Raw genomic sequence first — 23,693 nt, 5'->3', positions numbered from 1 at the left:
ATCAAATTACCAATTAGCCACCGTAGCGGTGAAGATATCTTGGATGATATTTTTGAAAATCTCTTCGATCAACTGGCTTTCCACATCCAAAAGGGTGGTGGTTTTAGGGTCATAATCCTGAAAGAAAGAAAAACTTTGCTTGAGGTTTTCTTCTTCGTTGGTCATGTTGATGTACTCCACCTCAACACTGATGGTCAATCTCATCTGGCCTGCCCGGTCTGGAAGATTGGGATTATTGCTCGAAACTGTTGCCTGGGGAGTCAGGGTGTAGCGTTTGATAGCGCCTGAGAACTGTAAATCCCCGTTGTTTCGAACTAATTCCAACTGGGTATTTCTTTGGTAATATTCTTTCAGCGCCTCAGTAAAACGCTGCTCCATATTGGCAGGCCCTCCCCCAGAATCATTGAAGAAATTGTCCACCGAAAAGGTCTTGACCAATTCGTAATTGATATTAGTTCCAGTGAAGCTGTATTTGATGGAACAGGCCTGAAGTAGGATGAAAAAAACACCTAGAAAAAGCACCGGCCACTTATTGATCGATTTCATATTGTTTGATCTTTCGGTAGAGGGTTCGTTCGGAAATCCCCAGGTCGCTGGCGGCATATTTCCGCTTATTGTTGTGTTTGCGGAGTGCTCTCAGGATCATCTCCTTTTCCTTCTTTTCCAATGACAGGGAATTGTCATCTTCTTCATGGATAATGTCCTCGATTTGCTCTTCCTCGTAATCTTTGGAATCCAAATCGGATTGCTTTTGAGATTCTAAAACTAAAGGAACTGGGTAGCTCGGCCCGGTTTCTGGTTTTTCTTTTCCAGTAAAACCATTGTCCAAGTCTTCAAAAAGCCCTTGATGTTTCTGGATGATATTTTGGTTGATTCCACCACTCTGATAGGATTCAAGAACGAGTTTTTTTAGCTCATTCATGTCTTTTTTCATATCGAATAGAACCTTATAGAGCAAGTCTCTTTCGGAGAAGTCCATGGCCTCTCCCGAGGACTTTGTTCCGCCGATCGCCACAGGAAGGCGGGAATTGTCTGTTGGTAGATACTTAGAGAGGGTTTGGGCATCTACATCCCGGTTTTCTTCCAACAAGGATATTTGCTCAGCGATATTTTTGAGTTGTCGGATATTCCCTGGGAAAGGATAACGCATTAACAGGGACTGTGCATCTGCATTTAGGGAAATTGGACGTACGTGGTATTTTTCAGAAAAATCAGAAGTGAATTTTCTGAAAAGTAACACCACATCTTCTCCACGTTCCCGAAGAGGGGGGACGAAAATTGGGACGGTATTGAGTCTATAGTATAGGTCTTCCCGGAATTTGCCTTTTTCAACTGCTTTGAGCAGGTTGACGTTGGTGGCGGTAATGACTCTTACGTTGGTCTTTTGGACCTTGGAAGAACCCACCTTGATGAATTCTCCATTTTCCAATACCCGAAGTAATCTGGCTTGGGTTCCCAAGGGCATCTCACCGATTTCATCCAGAAAAATGGAACCGCCATCAGTCACTTCAAAATATCCCTTTCGGGCTTCGTGTGCACCTGTGAAGGAGCCTTTTTCATGGCCAAACAATTCAGAATCAATGGTTCCTTCAGGAATTGCCCCACAGTTGATGGCGATAAATTTTCCGTGCTTTCTTAAGGAAAGGGAATGAATAATCTTTGAGAAACTTTCCTTTCCGCTACCACTTTCTCCAGTAATCAAGACGGTCATGTCTGTAGGAGCGGCCTGCATGGCAACTTGAATGGCGTGGTTGAGCAGGGGACTGTTTCCAATGATCCCAAATCTCATTTTGACGCTTTGAATCTCCTGAGGGGTGATCATCATAGAGCTGGGTTGATTTCCAAAACCTCACCAAACAATGTTGCTGCAGAACATCCGGTGATTTTTACTTTTACGTAATCACCCATTTTAAGGCCTGCCGAAGGTACAATTACCACTTTGTTGGCTGAGTTTCTTCCTTTGAATTCCTCACTTGATTTTTTGGATGTGCCCTCGATAAGGATAAGCTGTTCCTTACCTACATCAAGGTTGTTTCTGTCCAGTGAAAGCTGGGTTTGCTTTTCTATGATTTCAGCCAATCGGCGCTTTTTCACATCAAGAGGAATATCATCTTCGTATTTTTTTGCAGCCAATGTGCCCGGACGCTCAGAATAGAAAAACATATAGGAGAAATCATACTTTACGATATCCATAAGGCTTAATGTGTCCTGATGTTCTTCTTCAGTTTCTGTACAAAATCCCGCGATCATATCTGAGGAAATGCCGCATTCTTCACCCAAAATTTCCCGGATGGCACGTACCCGATCCAGATACCATTCTCTGTCGTAGGTTCTATTCATCAGTTCTAATACACGGCTATTTCCGCTTTGCACTGGGAGATGAATGTATTTGCAGATGTTGTCGTACTTTTTCATGGTGTACAATACATCATCTGTGATATCCTTGGGATGGGAGGTAGAGAAACGAACCCTTAAGTTGGGATCAACCAAAGCGACCATTTCCAAGAGGTTGGCGAAGTTGACGATGTCGCTGACCTCTTCTTCTTTTTTATTGAGACGTGCCTTGTTGTTTTCTTCTGGAGACCACTTGTAGGAGTCTACATTTTGACCGAGAAGCGTGACTTCGCGATACCCTTTTTCAAATAGGTCACGAGCTTCAGCGACAATGGAATGTGGGTCACGACTTCTTTCTCTGCCTCTGGTGAAAGGAACCACACAGAAAGAACACATATTGTCGCATCCCCTCATGATGGAAATGAAAGCTGTCACTCCATTGGAATTCAGACGGACAGGTGCGATGTCGGCATAGGTTTCTTCTCTGGATAAAAAGGTGTTGACTCCTTTTCTGCCATCTTCGGCAGCATTTACCAAGTTGGGAAGATCACGGTATGCATCCGGCCCGACCACTACATCTACAATTTTTTCCTCCTCCAGAAGCTTTTCTTTGAGACGCTCAGCCATGCAGCCCAAAACCCCTATGGTCATTTCAGGCTTATTTTTCTTAATAGCATTGAAGTGATTCAATCTGTGGCGTACTGTCTGCTCCGCTTTTTCTCGGATCGAACAAGTGTTCAAAAACACCACATCTGCCTGGCTAAAATCCGATGTGGTATCGAATCCATTTTCTTTCATGATGGAAGCGACGATTTCCGAATCGGAGAAATTCATCTGACAGCCGTAGCTTTCGATGTAGAGTTTTTTTGCTTTGCCGGTATTTTCCTCGGTGGTTGTTTTAAAGTCTGCAGCAACAGCCTCTTCCCCCGAAATGATATCAATATCTTTTATTAAATTACTCATCTAAAATCCATTTGAGGATGCGAAATTAAGAAAATGCGGACAAAATGGCAGTTTGTTTGTCGCATTTATTTCTTGACCCTTTCTTTTTAACTATTACGCGGTAGCTTTTGGTTAAGTATCTTCGATTCATTCAAACCACCGGGGTTTTTCGGGATTTGAAATGAGTGATACTTATTAATAACGCTTTGTAGTTTTGCTTAAATTCCCACAACTCAAAAATTAATTTTATTGAATCATGTCTGATCACGCTCATAACAAACTGACTACCGCATCAGGGAGAGTTTATGCGGAAAATGAAAATACCAAGACAGTGGGGCCAAGAGGACCGGTCTTGCTGGAGGATTACATCCTGCATGAGAAAATGGCTCATTTCAACCGAGAAAGAATTCCCGAAAGAGTGGTACATTCTAAAGGATCAGGTGCTTTCGGAACCTTTACCGTAACGGATGATATCAGCCAATATACCCGAGCCAAGATTTTCAACAAGGTCGGGAAAAAGACAAAGGTATTTGTCAGGTTTTCTACGGTAGGGGGAGAAAAAGGCTCAGCTGATACAGAAAGGGATCCCAGGGGGTTTGCGGTAAAATTTTATACTGAAGACGGTAATTGGGATTTAGTGGGTAATAACACCCCGGTTTTCTTTATCAAGGACCCCAAGAAATTTGGGGATTTTATACACACCCAGAAAAGGGACCCTTATTCCAACTTGAAATCCCCGACCATGATGTGGGATTATTGGTCTTTAAATCCGGAATCTTTGCACCAAGTCTTGATCTTGATGTCAGATCGAGGAACTCCGGTTGGTTACCGTTTTATGAATGGTTATGGATCTCATACATTCTCTATGATCAATGCAAAAAATGAACGTGTGTATGTAAAGTTCCATTTTAAGACTGCTCAGGGAATTAAAACGTTTACTGATGCAGAAGCCAATGCAATGAAGGCAAAGGATTTGGATTTTGCACAAAGGGATTTAGTGGAGGCAATAGACAATGGGCAATTTCCCAAATGGAATCTAAAAATCCAGGTGATGACGGAGGAGCAATCCAGAAATACCGAATTCAACCCTTTTGACTTGACCAAGGTTTGGCCTCATGGGGATTTCCCACTAATCGATGTGGGGGTGCTCGAACTGAACCAAAATCCAGACAACTATTTCCAGGATGTGGAACAGGCTGCATTTGCTCCTGCCCATGTAGTGGATGGCATTGGCTATTCACCGGATAAAATGCTCCAAGGAAGATTACTTTCCTACCCGGATGCTCACAGGTATAGATTAGGAAGTAATTACGAGCAAATACCAGTAAACAAATGTCCCTTCGCGGTCAATAACTATCAGCGGGATGGGCAAATGAGAGTTGATGGAAATGGGGGGAGAAAGCCGAATTACTGGCCCAATAGCTTCGATAATATTTCTGTAGATGAGTCTTACAAGGAGCCGTCCGATTCCTTGGATAGTTCAATTGCGGATTGGTATGATAGAAACTCCAAAATTGGAGATCATGATCATTATTCTCAGCCTCGGGCACTTTTCAGGGAAGTAATGACAGTTGAAGAACAGGATAATACCATCCGAAATGTGATTGGGGCTATGAGTGGTGTGACCGGTCCGAACCGGGAGCTGATTATCAATCGTCAGCTTTGCCATTGGTTTAGAATGGACGAAGATTTTGGAAGGAGGGTGGCTGATGGCTTGGGAGTAAATGTCAACGCTGTGATGGAAAGTATGAATGTGGGCCGTCGCTGATAGATGCCTCTTGAAAAAGGGAAATTTGAAATAGCCATTTTTCTAAGTGGCTATTTTTAGTTTATCTCAAAAGGAATGCGAAGTTGCTCTCCGAAATGCTCATGCTCCTCGGTGATGTTGAGGTTGGAAAGTCCAAGTCCCAGCAGGCGAACTGGGTTTTGGATTTCTTCCTGCCCGAGGAGTTCCAAGGCAAGCGACCAGATTTTTGCATCCTCGGGATACTGTTCTAGAGTTCTACTCCGGGTTTGTTGGGTGAAATCCGAAAATTTGATTTTTAGAGTCAGGGTTCTTCCTTTGATTCCGCTTTTTTTTAGTCGACGGATGAGTTCTTCATAGATGGGTCGAAGATTGTTTTTAAGAGAAGTATCTCCTATTAGATCGGTTTCAAATGTGTTTTCGGCACTGATGGATTTTCTGACCCGGTGAGGCTGAACCTCCGAAAGATGAATTCCCCTTACAATATTGAAATAGTGGATCCCGGATTTCCCGAATTTTTTGGTTAAAAACTGCAAGGAAAATTGCTTTAAATCGGCTCCATTATGAATCCCCAGGGATTTCATTTTCTCTGCGGTTACTTTTCCTATTCCAAAGAATTTGTGGATTGGAAGTTTTTCTAGAAACTCCTCAGCTTCTTCCGGTAATATGACAGCTTGCCCATTGGGTTTGTTGAGGTCTGAAGCGATTTTGGCCAAAAATTTATTGTAGGAGACTCCTGCTGAAGCATTGAGACCGGTTTTTTCCCTGATCTTTTCCCGTATTTTCCTGGCAATGAATATGGCAGATTTATGACCTGCTTTGTTTTCGGTAACATCCAAAAAAGCTTCGTCCAGGGATAGGGGCTCCACCAGATCCGTATATTCATGAAAGATTTCTCTGATTTGATTAGAGAGTTCCTTGTATCGGTCAAATCTGGGTTTTGCAAAAATCAAATGGGGACATTTTTTTGCTGCCAAGATCGAGGACATGGCGGAGTGAATCCCATATTTTCTTGCCTCATAGCTTGCAGCTGCAACTACACCACGGGCGGCACTCCCGCCAACTACTAGAGGTTTACCTCTCCACTCCGGATGGTCAAGCTGCTCCACAGAGGCATAAAAAGCATCCATGTCCACATGAATGATTTTTCGGATAGGCTTTTCGTTTAGATTGGGTTCATTTTCCACTCAGTACCTCCAAAATTGCGCTGGCCTTGAGGAGACATTCCTCATATTCGGATTCTGCATCAGCATCGATAGTGATTGCACTCCCTACTGCAAAATAGAGTTTTTTTGTGCTTAAATCTGCAATGACACTCCGGATGACGACCGAAAAATCAAAATCCCCCTTTTCGTCAATCCATCCCAAGGCCCCTGAAAACCATCCTCTTTGGAAGTTCTCCAACTCTTCTATGAGCTCCATGGTTTTGATCTTGGGGGCGCCGGTCATGCTGCCCATTGGGAAAGTTGATGAAAGGATTTCTTCCAAAGATGTATTTGGTTTAACAATGGATTTAACTGTACTGACCATCTGGAAAACCTTGGGCAGCGGATAGATGCCGAAGAGTTCGGATACCTTTACTGATCCGGTTTCGGAGACTTTCGATAAATCATTTCTCGTCAAATCCGTGATCATCAGGTTTTCTGCACGTTCCTTTTCACTTTGGAATAGTAGCTCTCTGTTTTTTTGGTCTTCTTCTGGATTGCATCCTCTTCTTATGGTTCCTTTAATGGGCTGAGCGATCAAATTAGAACCTTTTTTCTTAAGAAACCGCTCTGGGGATGCGGATATAAGCCATGTGCTTTTTGCCTTGAATAAGGCCGAAAAGGGCATAGGTGAGATGCTGTTGAGATTTATGTAGCTCTCTATAGGGTCAAATTGCTCAAATTGGGCTGAGAATGCCTGGCAAAAGTTCAATTCATAGGTATTCCCTTCGGTGATTTCATGCTTTATTTTTTTGATTGCTTCGAGGTACTCTTTTTTGCTGGAATGTGCCTGAGGTTGGATGGGATAGTTTTGGATTGGGGTGTTGTCATTTGGTTCTTTTAAAGCATCCCAAAAATCATCATTCAGTTTCTGATTAGAAATCAGATGATCTCCTCAAGCTTTGATTTCCAGGTCTGCCTTAAAAAAAAGAAGCTCCGGAAGGTCAAGGATTGCTCGGTTGTTACTTTCTAAGTCTTCCAGCCTGTTTTTGTATTCATAGCTGATGATCCCGGCTTTTTTGATTTCAGGATTTGACCAAATTTCAGAAGTCGATAGAACTTCATGTCCTGCCAAAAATTTCCTTTCAAAAGCCCCTTCATTATAAGGATAAGAATTCCCGTCCATCCAGATGAAATAAGGGTAAATGCTATCTGCCCATTTCAGGAAGTTGGGGATCCAATTCCCCTTGGGCAATGGATATTTAAAAGTGTTCTCATTCATGGAGATACAAAAAAAAGAGGAATCCCTGAGAATTCCTCTTTAAGTGAAATTGGTTTAGTTTATTCAGCTTTTACATCCAAAACCAAGGAAACGGAATTGTAGATAAACTGATCCTTTGCTTTGTCTGCTGCGGTTGCTTCATCACCATAAGCAAGTCCCCAAGCAGTTCGGTCAATGTTAAATCCAGCTTTTGCAGAAACAGCTCCATTTTCGATAGAAATTGCTGCTGGGAATTTGATGTTTTTGGTTGTTCCTCTCATAGTCAAGTTTCCGCTAACCCAATGAGTCGGAGCCTCAGGGCTAAGTGAACTGTCTGAAGCAGGAGTGTATTCAGATACAAATTCTTCTTTATCTGTGATCTGGTCATTGGATGTGAAAGGCTCTACGGAAGTAATTTCGAATGTTGCCTCAGGATGGTTTGCAGCATCAAAGAAATCAGCTGACTGAAGATGGGTGTAGAGTTTTCCGTGGAATTCTGAACCAGCTTCCATATCCTCAATGGTTAGACCTGGGATGTCGAATTTAAAAGATCCACCTGTGATTTCATTTCCTGCAACTGCAACAAAACCTTCTGTTGCCGGGATCTTGCCGAAATGTTTGCCGGCAGGTTTGTATCCAGTCCAAGCAATTGTACTTTCATTGGTTTTTAGGGAAAGGGTGGTTCCAGTTACTTCAGCTACTTCCTGAGCCTCTGTGGTTTCAACCGTGTCAGCGGGTTTGTTACATGCATAAGCAAGTAAAGCTGCAGCTAAAACGAAAGTTGATTGTTTGATAATTTTCATGATTTTTAAATTGTTGATTTAGTGTCTTGAAATTAAATGTATATACATCAAAGACAAAATTGCACAAAAAGTTCACATCCTTCAAAAAAAAAATGAACTTTGATTTAAAATATTTCATCTCAAAAAAGAGGAGGTTATGGGAAAGGCATTAATCATGGGAGTGAACGGTAAAAGTCCAGAATTCGGGGAAGATTGTTGGCTTGCTCCAAATGCAACAGTCGTGGGCGATGTGGTCATGGGAAAGAACTGTACCGTTTGGTTCAATGCCGTAGTCAGGGGAGATGTAAATGAAATTCGAATTGGTGATGACACCAATATTCAGGATGGAGCAGTGATTCACTGTACTTATAAAAAAGCAGGTACTTACATTGGTAACCAGGTTTCTATAGCACACAATGCTATTGTTCACGGTTGCACGATTCATGATCGCGTACTGATCGGCATGGGGGCAATAGTGATGGATGGAGCAGTCGTGCATTCCGGTGCTGTGATTGCTGCAGGTGCCGTGGTGCTGGCAAATACTGTGGTGGAAGCCAATTCAATTTATGCAGGGATGCCTGCCAAAAAGGTAAAGTCCACAGGCCCGGAAATGGAAGAAGTGATTCTTCGGACTGCCCGAAATTACCCCATGTATTCACAATGGTTTAAAGGAGAGTAAGAAAAACCTTTAGAGAAATTATCCGTCCGATTTTTTTCATTGCTTTTCATAAATGACTTACTTTGAATCAGATTGATTTACTTTTAAATATATTTTTATGTCAAGAATTTTAAATCTTTTGGACAGAAAGCCCATTTTATTTGGACTATTCATTGTTTCAATCATCTTTAATTTTCTACTAAGCCATTTTATTCCCAAAGATTGGGCCTTGGATCTAAGGTTTGCCTATTCCGTTGAAGAAGCCTATTCTACCCTGGGAAATATGAGTCTTGCCAATCGTGATCTCTACAGAACTGGGATCTGGTTTTTGGATTTTCCGTACATGATATTTTACAGTTTAGCCTTGGTAGGGCTTCTCTATAAAATTTGGGGAAATAAGCTTTTAATCAAATTGCCGCTTTTGATTGCTTTTTTTGATCTATTGGAAAATATGTCGATCCTGCAAATGCTTAGGCTTTTTCCATATGAAAATGACAGTTTGGCTGTTTTTGCGTCCATTTGCACTTCTGCTAAATGGATCCTGGTTGCCTTTACAGTCCTAGTGCTGCTCTGGGGATTGATTCAGCGCTTTTTGTTACAAAAAGTATCCACTTCCCCTCAGTCGGAATACAGGGTTTAACCCTTGTTGACAGGTGAAATCTTACTTCTGACTGACTTTATTTTGTAGGAGAAAGCAAAAAAAAATGCCGAACTAATCGGCATTGATATTTTTAAGGATTCCAATTGGCGGGGTCTTGCCTCCAGGAGGAAAGGGATTTTAGGGTCTCATCAGTCACGTAATTTCTATGTACTGCTCTGGGAAGTAAGGCCTCATAATGAGAAAGTACAATTAGTCTGACCTTAGATTTTTTGAAATTTTCATCGGCAACACCAAAGCCATAACTGAAAATCGCAACCATACCAAGAACTTCAAATCCGGCATTTCGCAAATCCTGAACAGCCTTCAAGGAACTGCCTCCGGTAGAAACCAAATCCTCAATCACCACAACTTTCTGTCCAGGGACTATTTTGCCTTCTATCATGTTTTCCATGCCATGTCCTTTAGGTTTGGAGCGGACATAGATAAATGGAAGATCCAAGTCATTGGCCAGAAGTGCCCCTTGAGGGATACCTGCTGTGGCAACTCCCGCAATGGCTTCAACATCAGGAAAGAAATGCTGAATACTTCTAACTAGATTTTCCTTGATTAGTGACCGGACTTTTGGGAAAGAAAGCGAAAGCCTATTATCACAATAAATCGGAGATTTCCATCCAGATGCCCAGATGAAAGGCTTTTCAGGTTGAAGTCGGATTGCTTCTATTTCCAGTAACCTATCGGCTACTTCTGCTGCAACGGTGGGATCTAAAATTTCCATACTTCAAAAATAACCGATTAAGCTGAGTCAAGGTTGTAGCAAGTAAAAAATTTATGCATTTTTGACCAAAACCACCCAGTGATTCACGATTCCCCACTATGAGAATCTTCATTAACGATAAACCGCTTGACCTGATCAGTTATAAGGAATTGGGCTCGGAAAGAAAATTCGAAGCCATTTTTAATCCTTCTGATGAATGTCCCCCTGCCAACCTGTGGAAAGATGATGTGCTTTTTCATGAGCCAAATCAGGATATGATTATCCGGATACTTTACCAACTAAGGACCCGAAAGCTAAAAGATCTGGATTCAGTGACCTTAGTGTCTGAGGATAAGCCTGCGCTAAAGGACTTTGTGAAAAGTAGATTTTTTATTATTCGGGCTGCTGGAGGTGTGGTGCTTAAATCCGATTGGGTTTTGTTGATTTACCGATTGGGAAAATGGGATTTTCCAAAGGGTAAATTTGATAAGGGAGAAACCCCGGCACAGTGCGCAGTTAGGGAAGTGGAAGAAGAATGTGCCATAGAAGTGAGATTGGGGAAGCATATTTGCAATACCTGGCACACCTACACACAAAACCGGAAAAGTATTCTTAAGAAAACCTACTGGTATGCGATGCATTGCATAGATGATTCAGGGATGAAGCCTCAGAAAGAGGAAGGGATTGATGATATTCACTGGTTCCCTGAGGCAGAGGCCAAAACCGCCCTAATCAATTCATATCCTTCGATGCGATGGCTTTTCAAGCAATTTTTAAAGAAAAAATTCTAGATTTCGTAGGGTAAAAACTCATTGACATCCCCTCCATAGCGGTGAACTTCCCGAATTACGGTGGAGCTGATAGCTGCAAATTGGGGAGATGTGATCAGAAAGACCGTTTCCAGGTTTTCATTTAGATAGCGGTTCATTTGACTGATCGTATTTTCGTATTCAAAATCAGTCGTGTTTCTTAATCCCCTAATTAAAAATCCAGCTTCGTGTTTTTTGGCAAGGGTAGAGGTAAGTTCATTATATACCACCACTTTCACCCCTGGAATATCCCTGTAGACACTTTCGATTTTTTCCACCATTAATTCAATTTCGAAATAGCGGTTTTTTTTGGTGGAATTATATCCAATGCCGATGATGACCTCATCAAAAATATTGAGGCTTCTCATGACAATGTCATGGTGCCCCATTGTATAGGGATCAAAGGAACCGGGGAAAATCGCTATTTTTTTCATGATTTAGCTGTATTGCCAAGAGACTTCAAAAAGCCCAAGATCTTTGAGATGTTTGAATCCGTGGGAATAATTCTGGTTGGCATGTGGAGTGAGTATCCGAAAGTTCTGAAAATACTCCTTTCCCCAGTCTTCCGTTATGTCTGATTTGGAGGGCACGCCATATAGATTGACTCTCACGTGGTTTCTGTCGTATTTCAACTGGCTGATCAAGATCAAGGCATACTTAAGGATGTCCTCTTTATTATTGATTTCAAACATGTTGAAAGTGCTCAATTCCTGGTCGGTAAAAGCAGCCACATACATGTGTTTGCCAAATACGTTGATCAGGATCTCCTGACCAATAAGATTGAAGCGTTCCTTGAAAAGATAGGAGAGGAAAGAGCAAGAACCATGATAGAAATTCAGTTCCGAAAATCTTGCCTCCAAAGCTTTCTTGATCTTATGGTCCACGAAGGATACCACTTGAAGGTTATTGCTGTCCAGTGGAGTGTTGTAAAACTCAAGGTCTTTTGGCAAGTCCTGAACAAAGGAAAGATAGCTAGCTTCATTTCCTGGGGAGAACAATACCCCGGGTACTAAACTAAAACCAGCATGATGCAAATAGACATTAGCAGGGACATCCAGTTTTAAAAAAGGATCGGATACGATCAGCTTTTCCAGGTCTGACCAATTGAATTTTGAATAAAGATGGATTCCCATGTTCGCCTGATTCTTGTCTTTGGCGAAAATGACCAAAGAATCAGGGTATAAAAAAAGTGATAGGCTCGCTGTGTCTTCCACATCAAACCTATCACTTTTAAATACTTTTAAAAAGTTTTCCAAGATCCTGTTGGATTACTTCCAGTTACCTTCTGTAGATGCGTCGGTTCTGGATCCTACTTTCAATGCTTTTTCGTTGTTGTTCAATCTTCTTTCCGGATTGATAGGATCAGGGTCTCTGATTTCGAATACATTGATTTCGTATGAGTTACGCTCAACTTTGTCAGCGAAGAATTCAAATAATTTTCCTCCTGAACCTGGAACTACGGCCAAAGCCTCCAAGTTGAATTCAGGGAATTTGCGCTCGTTGAATAAGGAGTCAATCACATTAACAGAACCCAAGGTGTCAAATGTTACTGTGGTTTCTTCTTTTCCGTATTCCAGAAGTTTGGTCGTTTCTGTTCTTTCTACAATCCAGATTTTACCTTCCGCGATGAAATTTTTCAGATCATTCCAGTTGTCGGCATATTTACCATTGGAAGCCTGGTAGGCAAGCTGGGCATCGCGAAGCATTTGTAGTTTGTCAATGATAGCTCCTTCGATTAGGGCGATTCTCTTTTCTTCTTCTACAACATCATCTACGCCTTTCCATAGAAGGTAGCCAAGTCCAATTGCGACCAGTAAGAAAACAAAGGATAATACTTTGGTTAGATTCATTTTGTTGAAATTTTAAAATCTGGGGTAAGGTTGAAGGTTTTTAAAACGTGCTATTTTATAGAAATATTTTCAAAATTAAAATATCCTTTCCACAAACCTATGTCCTGAAGGGATTTAATTCCCCAAAAGACATGATGAAGGGATTCTTTTGGCAAAGAACGGATAGATTCAATATTCATCCACGCAATATCGGAAAGAATTTGATTCTCTTCATGCAATTCTGGATCAAATCCTAAAACTGGATTTCCCGAGTAGCTTTTGATTTCAAAGAAAAGCTCAATGGCATGTAGGGGTGGTTGAAGAAATTCATGGACAAATTGAAAATCCCCAACCTCTACTTCCAAACCACACTCTTCTTTAAATTCCCTCTTGAGATTTTCTTTTGCATTTTGACCAAAATGCATTCCTCCTCCAGGTACGGACCAAAGAATTTTCCCGTTTCCCATAAGGTGCTTTACCATTAGGATTTTCTCCTCGCGGATCAACAGCCCATTTACCCTTGTTCGGAATTGATTTCCAAACTTTGCCTCAATTTCTTTACTGATTTTGTCAGGAGTCATTTACTTTCGCTTCTATGGGTAAAGATAAGCAGCCGTCTAGCAAGCCTTCGATTCTTCTGGAGAAAAATTTCCCTTTCGCACCAACAGAAGGGCAAGCTGAATTTTTTCAAAAGATGAACGAGTTTTTGATGGCTGATCCGGAATCCAAGCCAACTTTTGTTCTTCGGGGCTATGCAGGAACCGGAAAGACCTCGGTGATTTCTTCATTGGTAAAGAGTCTGCATGCTTTCAATCTCCGACCCTTATTGCTTGCCCCAACGGGAAGAGCTGCCAAGGTGATGAGCAATTACAGCGGAAGAGGAGCATATACCATCCATAAGATTATTTACAAACCCAAAGGGGATCCCGGAACCATGGGAGGGGGCTTTATTCTTCAAAGAAATTATTATAAAGAAACCGTATTCATTGTAGACGAGTCCTCCATGCTGGCGGATGATGGTGGGATGTCGGGCAACTTGTTGGGTGATTTAATTCAATTTGTCTTTAGCGGTAAGGATAATAGACTCTTACTGGTCGGGGATACTGCACAGCTTCCTCCGGTTGGAAGTGAATACAGTCCTGCTTTGGAGGCCAATTATTTATTAAGGCATTTCAGACTCCATGCAGAACAAATTGAACTGACCGAGGTGATGAGACAAAGGATGGAATCAGGGATCCTATATAATGCCACTAGACTTCGGGAGCAGTTGCTTTCTGATACGCCCAATGTAAAGATCATCACTTCATCCTTTCGGGATATTTTCAAGATGAAGAGTGAGAGGCTTGAAGACGGCTTGCGCTATGCTTATGATAAGTTCGGTACTGAAAACACGGTAATTGTTACGAGGTCCAACAAAGCTGCAGTGCAGTATAATCTGTACATCCGAAAAGTGATCCATTTTTATGAGGACGAGATCAACACTGGGGATCTGCTCATGATTGTCAAAAACAATTACACCTATATGGCCGAGTCGGATCAGGTGAATTTCCTCGCCAATGGGGATATGGCAGAAGTGATGAAGATCCGGTCCTTTGAAGAACTTTACGGGTTTCGATTTGCAACTTTGGAACTTCGGCTTTTGGACTACCCAGATGAGCCGCATTTTGAAGCAAAGGTGATATTGGACACGCTATATTCGCCCAGCCCTTCCTTGACTAGGGAACAATATCGGAGTCTTTATGACCAAGTGGCGGAAGACTATGCTGATGTGGAAAAGAAGCAGGAGCGTTTGGAGCTGATTCGCAAAGATCCTTACCTCAATGCTTTGCAGGTGAAGTTTGCCTATGCGCTGACCTGTCACAAAGCTCAGGGAGGTCAATGGAAGGCCGTCTTTGTGGATCAGGGTTTCTTGCCGGATGGAAAAATAGACAAGGACTTTGTCAGATGGCTGTATACGGCAGTGACTAGATCTACTGAAGAATTGTATTTGGTGAATTTTTCAACTGATTTTTTTGTTAAAAACTCCGAAGATGGATAATGAAGTGGGCGATTTAAGAAAAAATAACCCGGAGAGTTGGAAAGAATGGCCCGATATTTTCATCTTTCCCAGATATTAAGCTGTGAGGATGATTTGTTCTTCACCGGAAAAATCGAATATTTGAAACTATAACCGAATACGCTTATGAAAAAGTTAGGATTAGTATTTAGCCTTTTGGCTTTTGTTTTGGTGTTTCAGGCAAATGCGCAAACTGAAACCAAGGGAGCCATCATGACCTTCAAAGAGAAGTCTGTTGATTTTGGCGATATCACTCAGGGTGATAAGGTCTCCCATACCTTTGAATTGACAAATACCGGGGATACTCCTCTGATCATTTCCAATGTGGCGGCAACCTGTGGATGCACCGTGCCAAGCTGGCCAAAAGAACCAATCGCTCCCGGTGCTTCTGCGAAAATCCAGGTTTCCTTCAATTCAGCAGGTAAAATGGGCAAGCAGAATTCAATTGTACGAATCTATTCAAATGGATCGGAACCTATTGAGAAAGTATCACTGATCTCAAATGTGCTTCCCAAAACAAATTGATTGAAACTATTCTATTCATAGGAGGCCTGTCATATTTTTGACGGGCTTTTTTTTTTGAAATTATTATCCAAATATGAATTCCCGGAAAAGAAGCCAAACTGGTCAGTCCCAAGCCGAGAATCAAAGTAGATTAAGTTAACTTTATGCCCCGAAGTACATTCGGTTTTTTTTCATCCTAAAGCGAACCTACACGTGAGTAAAAAAGAACGCAAAGTAACAATGAGCCAGGTGTTCAAAACGATCATTTGGCCTCGCAGGAAGCATTTGCTATTCGGTCTGTTTCTGATAATTATCAGCCGTCTTTCAGGGCTGGTTTTGCCGGGAGCCAGTAAATATCTTGTGGATGATGTAATTCCTTCCAACGACATGAACTTGTTGAAATGGCTGATTTTGGCAGTTGTCGGAGCTATTGTTATTCAATCCCTCACTTCGTATTCGCTTACCCAGATCCTTTCTGTAGAGGCACAGAATCTGATTGCGAAACTCCGCTCCCAGGTTCAAAGCCATATCATTAAACTCCCGATCCGGTTTTTTGATAATACTAAAACGGGTGAACTGGTTTCCAGAATTATGTCTGATGTCGAGGGTGTCAGAAACTTGGTGGGTACTGGATTTGCCCAAATGATAGGGGGTATTTTGACCGCAGCCGTTTCCTTGGTTTTGTTGATCAGCATCAGTCCGATGATGACCTTATACGTCCTCGTTCCAGTAGCCATCTTCGGATTGGTTTCTTTGAAGGCCTTCGGGAAAATTCGTCCCATTTTTCGCGAAAGAGGGAAAATAAATGCTCAAGTCACGGGCAGATTGACAGAAACATTGGGAGGTATTCGGGTTATCAAAGGCTTCAATGCAGAAGCCCAGGAAATCAAGACATTTGAAAAGGGAGTGGATTTACTCTTCCAAAATGTAAAAGCCAGCTTGACCGCTACCAGCTTTGTGACTTCTGCCGGAACCCTGCTTCTCGGACTGGCTTCTGCCGGAATAATGGGGATTGGTGGATATATGATCATGGAAGGAGATATGACTTTTGGTGATTTTCTGGCCTTCACGCTGTATTTAGGTTTTATGATTGCTCCAATTGTTCAGATGTCGAATATCGGCTCCCAATTGACAGAAGCATTTGCAGGTTTGGATAGAACTGAGGAAATCATGAATACTCCCTTGGAATCCGATGACAAAATGCGAACAGTTTCCATGGCTGAAATAAAGGGAGAAATGATGTTTGATACGGTTTCTTTTGCCTATGAATCAGGAAAGGATGTAATTCGGGAGGTAAGCTTTCAGGCTCCAGCAGGCTCGGTTACAGCTTTGGTAGGAACTTCTGGATCAGGGAAAACAACAATTGCAGGATTAGCCGCAACATTTTTAAATCCTGATTCCGGAAAAATCACTTTGGATGGTGTGGATTTGCAGACCATAACTTTAGAGTCTTTTAGAAGTAAATTGGGAGTTGTACTCCAGGATGACTTTTTGTTTGAAGGTACCATTCGAGAGAATATTTTATTCTCCAGACCTGAGGCAAGTGAAGTAGAACTCGACAAGGCAGTCCATGCCGCCCATGTACAGGAATTTACCGATCGATTTGAGGATGGATTGGACACATTGATAGGAGAGAGAGGCGTGAAACTTTCGGGAGGACAGCGTCAAAGAATAGCTATTGCAAGGGCAATTTTGGCGGATCCGAGGATTTTGATTTTGGATGAAGCGACATCCAATCTGGATACGGAGTCTGAAACGCTCATTCAGGCCAGTTTGAAGGAGTTGATGAAGGGGAGGACAACTTTCGTCATTGCTCACAGGTTAAGCACGATTCGGCAGGCAGACCAGATTTTGGTCATTGAGCAAGGCAAGATTGTGGAGCAGGGAAAACACGATGAATTGATTGCCTTAGAGGGGCGTTATTATCAATTGTACACCTATCAGGCAAGGATTTGATTTCAATCGACTTAGCTTAGGTTGATTATTAATTCCTTCGTAATTGCGCCGAATAGTCCTTTGATTTAGTATTTTTACCTGCCAGAAGATAACTCAATAGATGAACGAGCTGAATTGGTACGTGATGTATACGGCCTCTAGGTCTGAAAAGAAAGTTTCAAAACTTCTGAAGGAGAGAGGCTGGGAAGTTTATTTGCCTTTGGTGGAGGAAATCAGGCAGTGGTCTGATCGAAGGAAAAAAGTTGAACGGCCTCTTTTTAACGGTTACGTCTTCGTAAAGACCCGAAGAAATCAGCTTTGGGAATGCCTACAGGTACCGGGAGCTGTGAAGTTTGTGCATTTTTCAGGTCAGCATGCCACGGTACGGGACGAAGAAATCGAAGTGATTCAGCGGGTAATTTCCACAGGAGTGGCCGTAGAAACGGATGGGAGTGAAATCGAGCCCGGAGAGCAGGTGAAAGTCCTAGGTGGACCACTGCAGAATATGGTAGGAGAATGTGTGGAAAAAGGAAACAAGGATTATTTTCTTATCAGAATTCCAGGGATCTACCAAAACATGCTAATCAGTATCCCAAGGAAATTCCTGGAAGTGATCCCTCAGCAAAATCAACAGTAGAAGTCAAGGAAGGTTCCTTTTAGGCATCTTCAAAAGCCTTTTGGATGGATTCTTCTGTGGACTTTAGTTTTTGTTTGCAATGCTTGACCAGTGCCGCTGCCTCGTTTACCAAATCGGAAAGTTCATCCACGCTTTTTTTACCTTCTTCTAGCTGATTCAAAATGGTTTCCAGACGCTCAAGTGCCTGATTGTAGCTTAAATCCTTCATGGTTTTTCGATTTTGGTAATGGTACTTTTAATTTTTTGATCTTGGGAAAAGGTCAACATTTCATCTCCAATCTTGGGATCGGCGAATTGTACAGGAATTCCGTTGATTTCAGATCTGGAATAGCCTCTTTTCATAATGGACTCCGGGTTCAGCTGATTCAGAAGCTTTTCCAAATTTCCAAGCTTCTGGTTTTCCTGGGTCAATAGGAGCAAGGTCTCTTTTTTAAGAGCCTTTTCCAATTGCTCCAGACTTTCAGTCTGTCCCATTATTTGTCTTTTCGAAGCGAGTTCTAGCCTAACTTGCTTTGCTTTTACTTTTTCCTTTTCCAATAAAACCTGGCTTAAGCTGCTGCTTTTTAATCCGTGACTAATTTGAAGTAGTTTACTTTCTTCCAGTTTGAGAAACTGGCTAGTACTTCGGTCTAGCCGATTCAATCCCAAAGCCAGGGTTTCTTCGAAAATCCGAAATCCTGAAAGGAGGAATTCTGCAACAGCGGTAGGGGTTTTGAGACGTGTATGCGCCACTAAGTCGGCCACTGTTTCGTCTCGTTCATGCCCAATTCCGGTAAATACCGGGAGAGAACACTGGGCAATTTTTGCTGCAAGTCTATAATCATCAAAGCAATCCAAATCAAGTTGGGCTCCACCGCCGCGAATGATAATCAGGGCCTCCAATTCCAAGCTTTCCTTTTTGGATTCTGCCAATTCGATGGCCTGGATCAAACTGGATACGGCCTCATTCCCCTGCATGAGGGAGGGGAAAAGTTTATGATAGACCTTGTAGCCTTCGGCGTTGTTTTCAAGCTGATTGATGAAGTCTCCATATCCAGCAGCTGTAGGACTACTGATAATGGCAATTTTTTGGATGACCTGCGGAAATACCCTGCCTGCATTGAGCCGAAGCAGTCCTTCTTTTGTCAGACGATCTATCGTTTCTTGTCTGATCCTTGCGCGCTCTCCCAAGGAAAAGGAGGGGTCAATATCTTTGACATTCAGACTCAGTCCATATACCGAGTGAAAAGTAACCTGGACTTGAGCCAAAACTTTCATACCGTTTTTCAGCCCGGCCCCTGTTAAAGTCTCAAATCTGGAGGCAATAGATCTAAAAGTAAATTGCCAGCAATTGCATCGGATTTTTGCTAAAACCTGATTTCCCTGCTTTTCAACTAATTCAAAATAGGCGTGTCCTTGTGGTGCCTGTCTGAAATCTGCAATTTCCCCAATTACCCAATAGGTAGGCTCCAGCTCATTTTCGAGCGTATTTTTGATTAGCTCACCAAGCTGGGAAATGGATTGGGTATTTTGCATCAGTTCAGTTTCTGATATTCGCTTTTGATTTTTTGGCTGAGTTCTAAACTTGCCCTTAACAAAGGAAGACGAACCTGATCACCACAAATCCCCATGTGGTTCAGGAGATTTTTGATCCCAACTGGGTTTCCTTCCTGATACATCAGACCATTGATGTTAAGCATGGAGAAAGTAGCCTTTTTACTTTCCTCCTCGGTTCCGTGGCAAAGCCTTTTGAATGTTGCGGGAAGGGCATTGGCTAAAACCGAAATGATACCGGTTCCTCCAATGCTACTTATTGCTCTGGTCAACAAATCATCCCCAGAAACTAAAAAGAAATCCTCTGGCATGTTGGCAGCGATTTGCATACACTGTTCCAAGTTTCCACTTGCTTCCTTCATTCCGATGATATTTGGGTGGGAGGCAAGCTCTAAGGTGGTCTCAGCGGTTACATTGGACATGGTACGTCCCGGAACGTTGTATAGGATTACAGGTACCGGGCATGCATTTGCGATTGCCTGATAGTGGGCAATTATTCCTTTTTGGGAAGGCTTGTTGTAATAGGGGCTGACAGAAAGGATGGCAGAAATTCCAGTGAAATCTGTATTGGCTATTTCATCCAACACAGCTTGGGTGTTGTTTCCACCAATCCCATAAACCACAGGAAGTCGATTGGCATTGTATTCAAGGGCGGCCTTTAAAACCTGTAATTTCTCACCCTTTGTAAGGGTTGCGGATTCTCCGGTAGTTCCAAGAACAACCAAGTAATCCACCCCGCCAGCAATGACGTGATCAATTAGTTTTCGAAGACCTTCAAAATCTATCGTGAAATCATCATGAAATGGTGTGACTAGCGCCACCCCTGTTCCCTTGAATTGGTTCATGTTTTAGTGGTTTGAGGGTGCAAAGATAATGGCTTCCCTGTGAAAGCCCCTCCTCTTATCTAAATTTTGGATTATTCCTTGATCATTGCCAAAAACTCCTCTTCAGATATCATCGGTATACCCAATTTTTTGGCTTTTTCCTTTTTGCTCGGTCCCATTCCTTCTCCCTCAATGATAAAATCAAGGTTTTTGGAAACAGAGGTGATGTATTGACCCCCATGATCTTGGACAAAGTCTACAATTTCATCTCGTTTAAAATGCTCCAGTTTTCCAGACGCTAGGATTTTTTTTCCGGCCAGGGCTGTGCTTTTTGGTTGGGTTTCATTTTCTTCCAGTTTGAATTTCAGCCCATGGGTTTTTAGCCTTGAGATGTTATCTAAGTTTTCCTTTTCGGAGAAAAAGTCCTGAATACTCTGGACTAGGGTTTCACCTACTCCGTTGATTTCCAGTAAATCCTCTTCTGTTGCTTCCTGGAGTCTATCTATGGATTTGAAATGTCGGGCTAGAAGTTGGGCCGTGTTTTCTCCAATATTGCGGATGCCCAGGGCAAAAAGCACTTTTTCAAAGGACTGTTCTTTAGAAGCCTTTATGCCCTCAAGCATGTTGGAAATAACACCTTCCTGAAAAGTATTGGCCTTGAGTTTTTTGATGCGCTCCCGGAGTTCATCGGGAAGATCAAGATTGAGGCGGAGAAGAATCCCGTGGATGGTTCCTTCTTTTTTGCTTGCCTTGAGAATTTCATCAAAGTCTACTCTTCTCCCAAGGAATATTTCCAGTACTACTGCAACAGGGACATAATCCTCCATTTTTGGAAGTTCGGGATGATCTTTCAAGGCATTGAGTAGAAACTCCACCATTCCGGTATTGGAAGGGACTTTCTTTTTCCACTTTCTGATTTTTTCCTGAAAAGCTCTCAGGGTTTCGAAAAGAGGAAGTTCTGCGGCTTCCTCTAAGAAATCCTGGATCTGTTTGAAGGAAATCTGCTCAGTAAGGGCAAAAAGAGCTTTTTCTAGCGTGATGTATAGGAGGCCGCTTTCTTCTTTTTCATACTGATCATGACTCATTTCAAGGCCAAGCAGTTCCTTTGCCTTACCCTCCAAATCATAGATATCCGCATAGCTTGAGATAAAGCCTTGATCAATCAAAGCCCGTATGCGTTCCGTTCCCAAGGAATCAATATCCATCGCTCGCTTAAAGACGAAATGCTCAATCCTTCCCAAAATCTGAGGAGGACAATGGTGTACATTGGGACAAAAGTGCTTGGCCTCCCCTTCTTTTCTGACAAGTGGTGTGCCGCATTCCGGACATTCTTTGATATAATCAATTGAATGGGCTCCAGCTTTTCTTTTCTGGAGATTGACACCGGTGATTTTTGGAATGATTTCCCCTCCTTTTTCCACATATACAAAGTCCCCCTCAAAAATTCCCAGCCGCTTGATTTCATTGGCATTGTGAAGGGACGCCCGCTTGACAGTGGTTCCGGCAAGACTTACTGGGGAAAGATTAGCCACAGGAGTGATGGCACCGGTTCTTCCAACCTGGTAAGTAATGGAAAGAAGTTCTGTTTCGGCACTTTCAGCTTTGTATTTGTAAGCAATTGCCCAACGGGGATTTTTGGCAGTAAAACCCAGTTCCTCCTGTTGCTCTAAGCTGTTGATTTTCAAAACCACTCCGTCGGTTTCCAAAGGAAGGGTATGTCTTTTCTCCCTCCAGTGATCTATGTATTTCAGAACTCCCTGGATATCCTTTACTTTTTGATAAGTTGGAGAGACGTTAAAACCCCAGCTTTCAATCAAGTGGATGCCTTTTTCGTGGGTTTCCACCTCCAAGTCATCCCCAAGCAATTGGTATAGATAGCAGTTGAGTCTTCGTTTGGCGACGATGGAACTGTCTTGCATTTTTAGGGTTCCTGAAGCCGCATTTCTCGGGTTTGCCATAAGAGCTTCTCCATTGGCTTCCCGTTCAGCATTGATTTTTTCAAATTCCCGGATGGGAAGAAAAATTTCCCCACGAACCTCAAATTTGGTAGGGACATGCTTCCCTGTCACCTTTAACGGGATATTCCGGATAGTTTGAACATTGGCGGTTACATCATCACCTTGGGTTCCATCTCCTCTGGTGACAGCTCGGACCAATTGTCCATTTTCATAAACCAAACTGATTGCCACCCCATCAAATTTCATTTCGCAGAAATACTCATAATCTTGGTGTCCTAAACCTTTTTGAACTCGCTCGTCAAATGCCAACAACTCTTCTGTTGTGTAGGTGTTGCCAAGGGACATCATGCGGTATTCATGCTTGACGGTTTTGAACTCTTTGGTAATTGTACCGCCAACACGCTGACTGGGACTCTCTGGACTCAGAAGATCCGGAAATTCTGTTTCCAGACGGATTAACTCCTCCAACAGTTGGTCAAACTCATAATCCGAGATCTCAATCCTACTTTCCTGATAGTAAAGTTGGTTGTGGTGGTTGATTTCCTTGGTGAGTTGGGCGATGCGCTTTGCCGCTTCCTGATCGTTCATGATGGGATTTTGGTTTACAAAAAAGCAGGTAAAAATACCCCTTTGATTTTTGCCCGACAAGGGAGAATGTTAATCAAAAGTACAATTCTTCGTATAAATTCCTGTTGAAAGGGATTCTCTATATTTGGCCTCAAATTGGATTTCTGATGAGTAAAAAGCCCGGTATTGAACGTAAAATTTTGGATACAGCCTACAAGTCTTTTTTGGAAAAAGGCTACCGTCACACCACGATGGATGATATCGCCCGGCAATTGGGTATGAGTAAAAAAACACTCTATAATTACTATCCCGGCAAACTTGAAATGTTGGCCGCGGCTTTTCAGAATCTCAAAACCAAGATGAGCGCCAAAGTGGAAGCGGTTTTGGAAAATAGGTATATGGGATTCCCACTGAAACTCAAATCCACACTTTCGGTAATTGCCGCTCATCTGGCTCCGATCAATCCGAGACTGTTTGAGGAAATTAAGATCCATGCTCCTGAAGTCTGGGCGGAACTCAAATCTTACATCAATGAATCCGCCTATCTGCGTTTTCAAAAGTTGATTGAACAGGGCAAAGAAGAGGGAATGATCATGTCCAATGTCAATGTGAACTTGGTCGTTCTACTTTATGCCGCCGCAATCCAATCCTTGTTGGACCCTGATTTTACCGGACAGTTTCCGAATTCCCTTCGAAAGGGATTGCCTTCAGCCACCTCAGATGCCTATGATCAGGTGGTTTCTATTTTATATAATGGAATATTGACGGAAGAAGCCCGAAATGAATTTGCCAATGCGTAAAAGCTGCTTTGGTTGATTTC

25 protein-coding genes are annotated in these 23,693 nt (G+C 42.4%); 9 read left to right on the top strand and 16 right to left on the bottom strand.

The window, feature by feature from the left end; genetic code table 11:
• Window positions 1–6 precede the first annotated feature (6 nt).
• Genes P2G54_RS11765 through miaB form a run of 3 tightly spaced genes read right to left on the bottom strand, consistent with a single transcriptional unit; the run spans window position 7 to window position 3,297 of the window.
• Window positions 7–546 carry an LptE family protein gene (locus P2G54_RS11765; protein ID WP_275871338.1) on the bottom strand — a complete coding sequence of 180 codons (540 nt, stop codon included), beginning with the start codon at window positions 544–546 and terminating at the stop codon, window positions 7–9.
• On the bottom strand, window positions 530–1,822 hold the full coding sequence (locus tag P2G54_RS11760; protein ID WP_275871534.1) for a sigma-54 dependent transcriptional regulator: 1,293 nt from the start codon (window positions 1,820–1,822) through the stop codon (window positions 530–532). Before P2G54_RS11760 ends, P2G54_RS11765 begins: the two co-directional genes overlap by 17 nt.
• Entirely contained in the window at window positions 1,822–3,297 is a 1,476-nt protein-coding gene (gene miaB / locus P2G54_RS11755) for a tRNA (N6-isopentenyl adenosine(37)-C2)-methylthiotransferase MiaB (protein ID WP_275871336.1), read from the bottom strand. The genes P2G54_RS11760 and miaB overlap by 1 nt, the downstream gene beginning before the upstream one ends.
• Window positions 3,298–3,532: 235 nt before the next feature.
• Here miaB and P2G54_RS11750 point away from each other — a divergent pair, with 235 nt between their 5' ends.
• On the top strand, window positions 3,533–5,044 hold the full coding sequence (locus P2G54_RS11750) for a catalase (RefSeq protein WP_275871334.1): 1,512 nt from the start codon (window positions 3,533–3,535) through the stop codon (window positions 5,042–5,044).
• A 56-nt stretch (window positions 5,045–5,100) separates the two neighbouring features.
• Here the strand turns inward: P2G54_RS11750 and dinB are convergent, their stop codons facing one another.
• The 4 genes from dinB to P2G54_RS11730 all read right to left on the bottom strand — a co-directional run bounded on the left by dinB (window position 5,101) and on the right by P2G54_RS11730 (window position 8,229).
• Window positions 5,101–6,207 (bottom strand): DNA polymerase IV, encoded by a 1,107-nt coding sequence (gene dinB / locus P2G54_RS11745; RefSeq protein WP_275871332.1) that lies wholly within the window; start codon window positions 6,205–6,207, stop codon window positions 5,101–5,103.
• Entirely contained in the window at window positions 6,197–7,027 is an 831-nt protein-coding gene (locus tag P2G54_RS11740; protein ID WP_275871532.1) for an anthranilate synthase component I family protein, read from the bottom strand. The genes dinB and P2G54_RS11740 overlap by 11 nt, the downstream gene beginning before the upstream one ends.
• A 93-nt stretch (window positions 7,028–7,120) precedes the next feature.
• Window positions 7,121–7,447, bottom strand: a complete 327-nt coding sequence (locus P2G54_RS11735) for a hypothetical protein (RefSeq protein WP_275871330.1) — start codon at window positions 7,445–7,447, stop codon at window positions 7,121–7,123.
• Window positions 7,448–7,506: 59 nt separating this feature from the next.
• On the bottom strand, window positions 7,507–8,229 hold the full coding sequence (locus P2G54_RS11730; protein ID WP_275871328.1) for a YceI family protein: 723 nt from the start codon (window positions 8,227–8,229) through the stop codon (window positions 7,507–7,509).
• Between the two features lie 136 nt (window positions 8,230–8,365).
• Between P2G54_RS11730 and P2G54_RS11725 the strand changes: the two genes are divergently transcribed.
• The gene (locus P2G54_RS11725; RefSeq protein ID WP_275871326.1) at window positions 8,366–8,887 is read left to right on the top strand and encodes a gamma carbonic anhydrase family protein; all 522 of its coding nucleotides are present in this window, start codon (window positions 8,366–8,368) and stop codon (window positions 8,885–8,887) included.
• 97 nt (window positions 8,888–8,984) lie between these two features.
• Entirely contained in the window at window positions 8,985–9,506 is a 522-nt protein-coding gene (locus P2G54_RS11720) for a hypothetical protein (protein ID WP_275871324.1), read from the top strand.
• Window positions 9,507–9,597: 91 nt separating this feature from the next.
• Here P2G54_RS11720 and pyrE read toward each other — a convergent pair whose 3' ends face one another.
• Window positions 9,598–10,242: an orotate phosphoribosyltransferase gene (pyrE, locus tag P2G54_RS11715; protein ID WP_275871322.1), complete on the bottom strand. Its 645-nt coding sequence runs from the start codon at window positions 10,240–10,242 to the stop codon at window positions 9,598–9,600.
• A 98-nt stretch (window positions 10,243–10,340) separates the two neighbouring features.
• Here pyrE and P2G54_RS11710 point away from each other — a divergent pair, with 98 nt between their 5' ends.
• Window positions 10,341–11,012, top strand: coding sequence for an NUDIX hydrolase (locus P2G54_RS11710; protein ID WP_275871320.1), 672 nt, complete (start codon window positions 10,341–10,343; stop codon window positions 11,010–11,012).
• Here the strand turns inward: P2G54_RS11710 and coaD are convergent.
• Genes coaD through P2G54_RS11690 form a run of 4 tightly spaced genes read right to left on the bottom strand, consistent with a single transcriptional unit; the run spans window position 11,009 to window position 13,440 of the window.
• Window positions 11,009–11,464 carry a pantetheine-phosphate adenylyltransferase gene (coaD, locus tag P2G54_RS11705; RefSeq protein WP_275871318.1) on the bottom strand — a complete coding sequence of 152 codons (456 nt, stop codon included), beginning with the start codon at window positions 11,462–11,464 and terminating at the stop codon, window positions 11,009–11,011. The two genes, P2G54_RS11710 and coaD, sit on opposite strands and share 4 nt — an antisense overlap.
• A gap of 3 nt (window positions 11,465–11,467) precedes the next feature.
• Window positions 11,468–12,286 carry a DUF3822 family protein gene (locus P2G54_RS11700; protein ID WP_275871316.1) on the bottom strand — a complete coding sequence of 273 codons (819 nt, stop codon included), beginning with the start codon at window positions 12,284–12,286 and terminating at the stop codon, window positions 11,468–11,470.
• Window positions 12,287–12,298: 12 nt separating this feature from the next.
• The gene (locus P2G54_RS11695) at window positions 12,299–12,880 is read right to left on the bottom strand and encodes a hypothetical protein (RefSeq protein WP_275871314.1); all 582 of its coding nucleotides are present in this window, start codon (window positions 12,878–12,880) and stop codon (window positions 12,299–12,301) included.
• 50 nt (window positions 12,881–12,930) lie between these two features.
• Window positions 12,931–13,440 (bottom strand): NUDIX domain-containing protein, encoded by a 510-nt coding sequence (locus tag P2G54_RS11690; RefSeq protein WP_275871313.1) that lies wholly within the window; start codon window positions 13,438–13,440, stop codon window positions 12,931–12,933.
• A gap of 14 nt (window positions 13,441–13,454) precedes the next feature.
• Here P2G54_RS11690 and P2G54_RS11685 point away from each other — a divergent pair, with 14 nt between their 5' ends.
• From P2G54_RS11685 to P2G54_RS11670, 4 genes are all read left to right on the top strand, one after another.
• Window positions 13,455–14,897, top strand: coding sequence for an AAA family ATPase (locus P2G54_RS11685; protein WP_275871312.1), 1,443 nt, complete (start codon window positions 13,455–13,457; stop codon window positions 14,895–14,897).
• Between the two features lie 144 nt (window positions 14,898–15,041).
• Window positions 15,042–15,440 (top strand): DUF1573 domain-containing protein, encoded by a 399-nt coding sequence (locus tag P2G54_RS11680; protein ID WP_275871311.1) that lies wholly within the window; start codon window positions 15,042–15,044, stop codon window positions 15,438–15,440.
• Window positions 15,441–15,659: 219 nt separating this feature from the next.
• Window positions 15,660–17,375 (top strand): ABC transporter ATP-binding protein, encoded by a 1,716-nt coding sequence (locus tag P2G54_RS11675; RefSeq protein WP_275871531.1) that lies wholly within the window; start codon window positions 15,660–15,662, stop codon window positions 17,373–17,375.
• 100 nt (window positions 17,376–17,475) lie between these two features.
• Window positions 17,476–17,991 (top strand): UpxY family transcription antiterminator, encoded by a 516-nt coding sequence (locus tag P2G54_RS11670; protein WP_275871310.1) that lies wholly within the window; start codon window positions 17,476–17,478, stop codon window positions 17,989–17,991.
• A 19-nt stretch (window positions 17,992–18,010) separates the two neighbouring features.
• On the opposite strand, the gene xseB is transcribed toward P2G54_RS11670, so the two are convergent.
• From xseB to ligA, 4 genes are all read right to left on the bottom strand, one after another.
• Window positions 18,011–18,199: an exodeoxyribonuclease VII small subunit gene (xseB, locus tag P2G54_RS11665; RefSeq protein WP_275871309.1), complete on the bottom strand. Its 189-nt coding sequence runs from the start codon at window positions 18,197–18,199 to the stop codon at window positions 18,011–18,013.
• Window positions 18,196–19,506 carry an exodeoxyribonuclease VII large subunit gene (xseA, locus tag P2G54_RS11660; protein ID WP_275871308.1) on the bottom strand — a complete coding sequence of 437 codons (1,311 nt, stop codon included), beginning with the start codon at window positions 19,504–19,506 and terminating at the stop codon, window positions 18,196–18,198. Before xseA ends, xseB begins: the two co-directional genes overlap by 4 nt.
• Window positions 19,506–20,369 (bottom strand): 4-hydroxy-tetrahydrodipicolinate synthase, encoded by an 864-nt coding sequence (gene dapA / locus P2G54_RS11655; RefSeq protein ID WP_275871307.1) that lies wholly within the window; start codon window positions 20,367–20,369, stop codon window positions 19,506–19,508. The genes xseA and dapA overlap by 1 nt, the downstream gene beginning before the upstream one ends.
• A 71-nt stretch (window positions 20,370–20,440) precedes the next feature.
• Window positions 20,441–22,894 (bottom strand): NAD-dependent DNA ligase LigA, encoded by a 2,454-nt coding sequence (gene ligA / locus P2G54_RS11650; protein WP_275871304.1) that lies wholly within the window; start codon window positions 22,892–22,894, stop codon window positions 20,441–20,443.
• Between the two features lie 146 nt (window positions 22,895–23,040).
• On the opposite strand from ligA, the gene P2G54_RS11645 reads away from it, so the two are divergent.
• Window positions 23,041–23,673: a TetR/AcrR family transcriptional regulator gene (locus P2G54_RS11645; protein ID WP_275871302.1), complete on the top strand. Its 633-nt coding sequence runs from the start codon at window positions 23,041–23,043 to the stop codon at window positions 23,671–23,673.
• Window positions 23,674–23,693: the final 20 nt, after the last annotated feature.

The sequence above is a fragment of the Algoriphagus sp. CAU 1675 genome, assembly GCF_029222925.1.
Lineage (GTDB): Bacteria > Bacteroidota > Bacteroidia > Cytophagales > Cyclobacteriaceae > Algoriphagus.
This window is presented reverse-complemented; position numbering and strand designations above follow the sequence as displayed.

What these genes read in the sequence shown, in the direction of transcription:
- P2G54_RS11765 (WP_275871338.1), bottom strand. Translation starts at nt 546, where the DNA reads ATGAAATCGATCAATAAGTGGCCGGTGCTTTTTCTAGGTGTTTTTTTC.
- P2G54_RS11760 (WP_275871534.1), bottom strand. Translation starts at nt 1,822, where the DNA reads ATGATCACCCCTCAGGAGATTCAAAGCGTCAAAATGAGATTTGGGATC.
- miaB (WP_275871336.1), bottom strand. Translation starts at nt 3,297, where the DNA reads ATGAGTAATTTAATAAAAGATATTGATATCATTTCGGGGGAAGAGGCT.
- P2G54_RS11750 (WP_275871334.1), top strand. Translation starts at nt 3,533, where the DNA reads ATGTCTGATCACGCTCATAACAAACTGACTACCGCATCAGGGAGAGTT.
- P2G54_RS11735 (WP_275871330.1), bottom strand. Translation starts at nt 7,447, where the DNA reads ATGAATGAGAACACTTTTAAATATCCATTGCCCAAGGGGAATTGGATC.
- P2G54_RS11730 (WP_275871328.1), bottom strand. Translation starts at nt 8,229, where the DNA reads ATGAAAATTATCAAACAATCAACTTTCGTTTTAGCTGCAGCTTTACTT.
- P2G54_RS11725 (WP_275871326.1), top strand. Translation starts at nt 8,366, where the DNA reads ATGGGAAAGGCATTAATCATGGGAGTGAACGGTAAAAGTCCAGAATTC.
- P2G54_RS11720 (WP_275871324.1), top strand. Translation starts at nt 8,985, where the DNA reads ATGTCAAGAATTTTAAATCTTTTGGACAGAAAGCCCATTTTATTTGGA.
- pyrE (WP_275871322.1), bottom strand. Translation starts at nt 10,242, where the DNA reads ATGGAAATTTTAGATCCCACCGTTGCAGCAGAAGTAGCCGATAGGTTA.
- P2G54_RS11710 (WP_275871320.1), top strand. Translation starts at nt 10,341, where the DNA reads ATGAGAATCTTCATTAACGATAAACCGCTTGACCTGATCAGTTATAAG.
- coaD (WP_275871318.1), bottom strand. Translation starts at nt 11,464, where the DNA reads ATGAAAAAAATAGCGATTTTCCCCGGTTCCTTTGATCCCTATACAATG.
- P2G54_RS11695 (WP_275871314.1), bottom strand. Translation starts at nt 12,880, where the DNA reads ATGAATCTAACCAAAGTATTATCCTTTGTTTTCTTACTGGTCGCAATT.
- P2G54_RS11690 (WP_275871313.1), bottom strand. Translation starts at nt 13,440, where the DNA reads ATGACTCCTGACAAAATCAGTAAAGAAATTGAGGCAAAGTTTGGAAAT.
- P2G54_RS11685 (WP_275871312.1), top strand. Translation starts at nt 13,455, where the DNA reads ATGGGTAAAGATAAGCAGCCGTCTAGCAAGCCTTCGATTCTTCTGGAG.
- P2G54_RS11680 (WP_275871311.1), top strand. Translation starts at nt 15,042, where the DNA reads ATGAAAAAGTTAGGATTAGTATTTAGCCTTTTGGCTTTTGTTTTGGTG.
- P2G54_RS11675 (WP_275871531.1), top strand. Translation starts at nt 15,660, where the DNA reads ATGAGCCAGGTGTTCAAAACGATCATTTGGCCTCGCAGGAAGCATTTG.
- P2G54_RS11670 (WP_275871310.1), top strand. Translation starts at nt 17,476, where the DNA reads ATGAACGAGCTGAATTGGTACGTGATGTATACGGCCTCTAGGTCTGAA.
- xseB (WP_275871309.1), bottom strand. Translation starts at nt 18,199, where the DNA reads ATGAAGGATTTAAGCTACAATCAGGCACTTGAGCGTCTGGAAACCATT.
- xseA (WP_275871308.1), bottom strand. Translation starts at nt 19,506, where the DNA reads ATGCAAAATACCCAATCCATTTCCCAGCTTGGTGAGCTAATCAAAAAT.
- dapA (WP_275871307.1), bottom strand. Translation starts at nt 20,369, where the DNA reads ATGAACCAATTCAAGGGAACAGGGGTGGCGCTAGTCACACCATTTCAT.
- ligA (WP_275871304.1), bottom strand. Translation starts at nt 22,894, where the DNA reads ATGAACGATCAGGAAGCGGCAAAGCGCATCGCCCAACTCACCAAGGAA.
- P2G54_RS11645 (WP_275871302.1), top strand. Translation starts at nt 23,041, where the DNA reads ATGAGTAAAAAGCCCGGTATTGAACGTAAAATTTTGGATACAGCCTAC.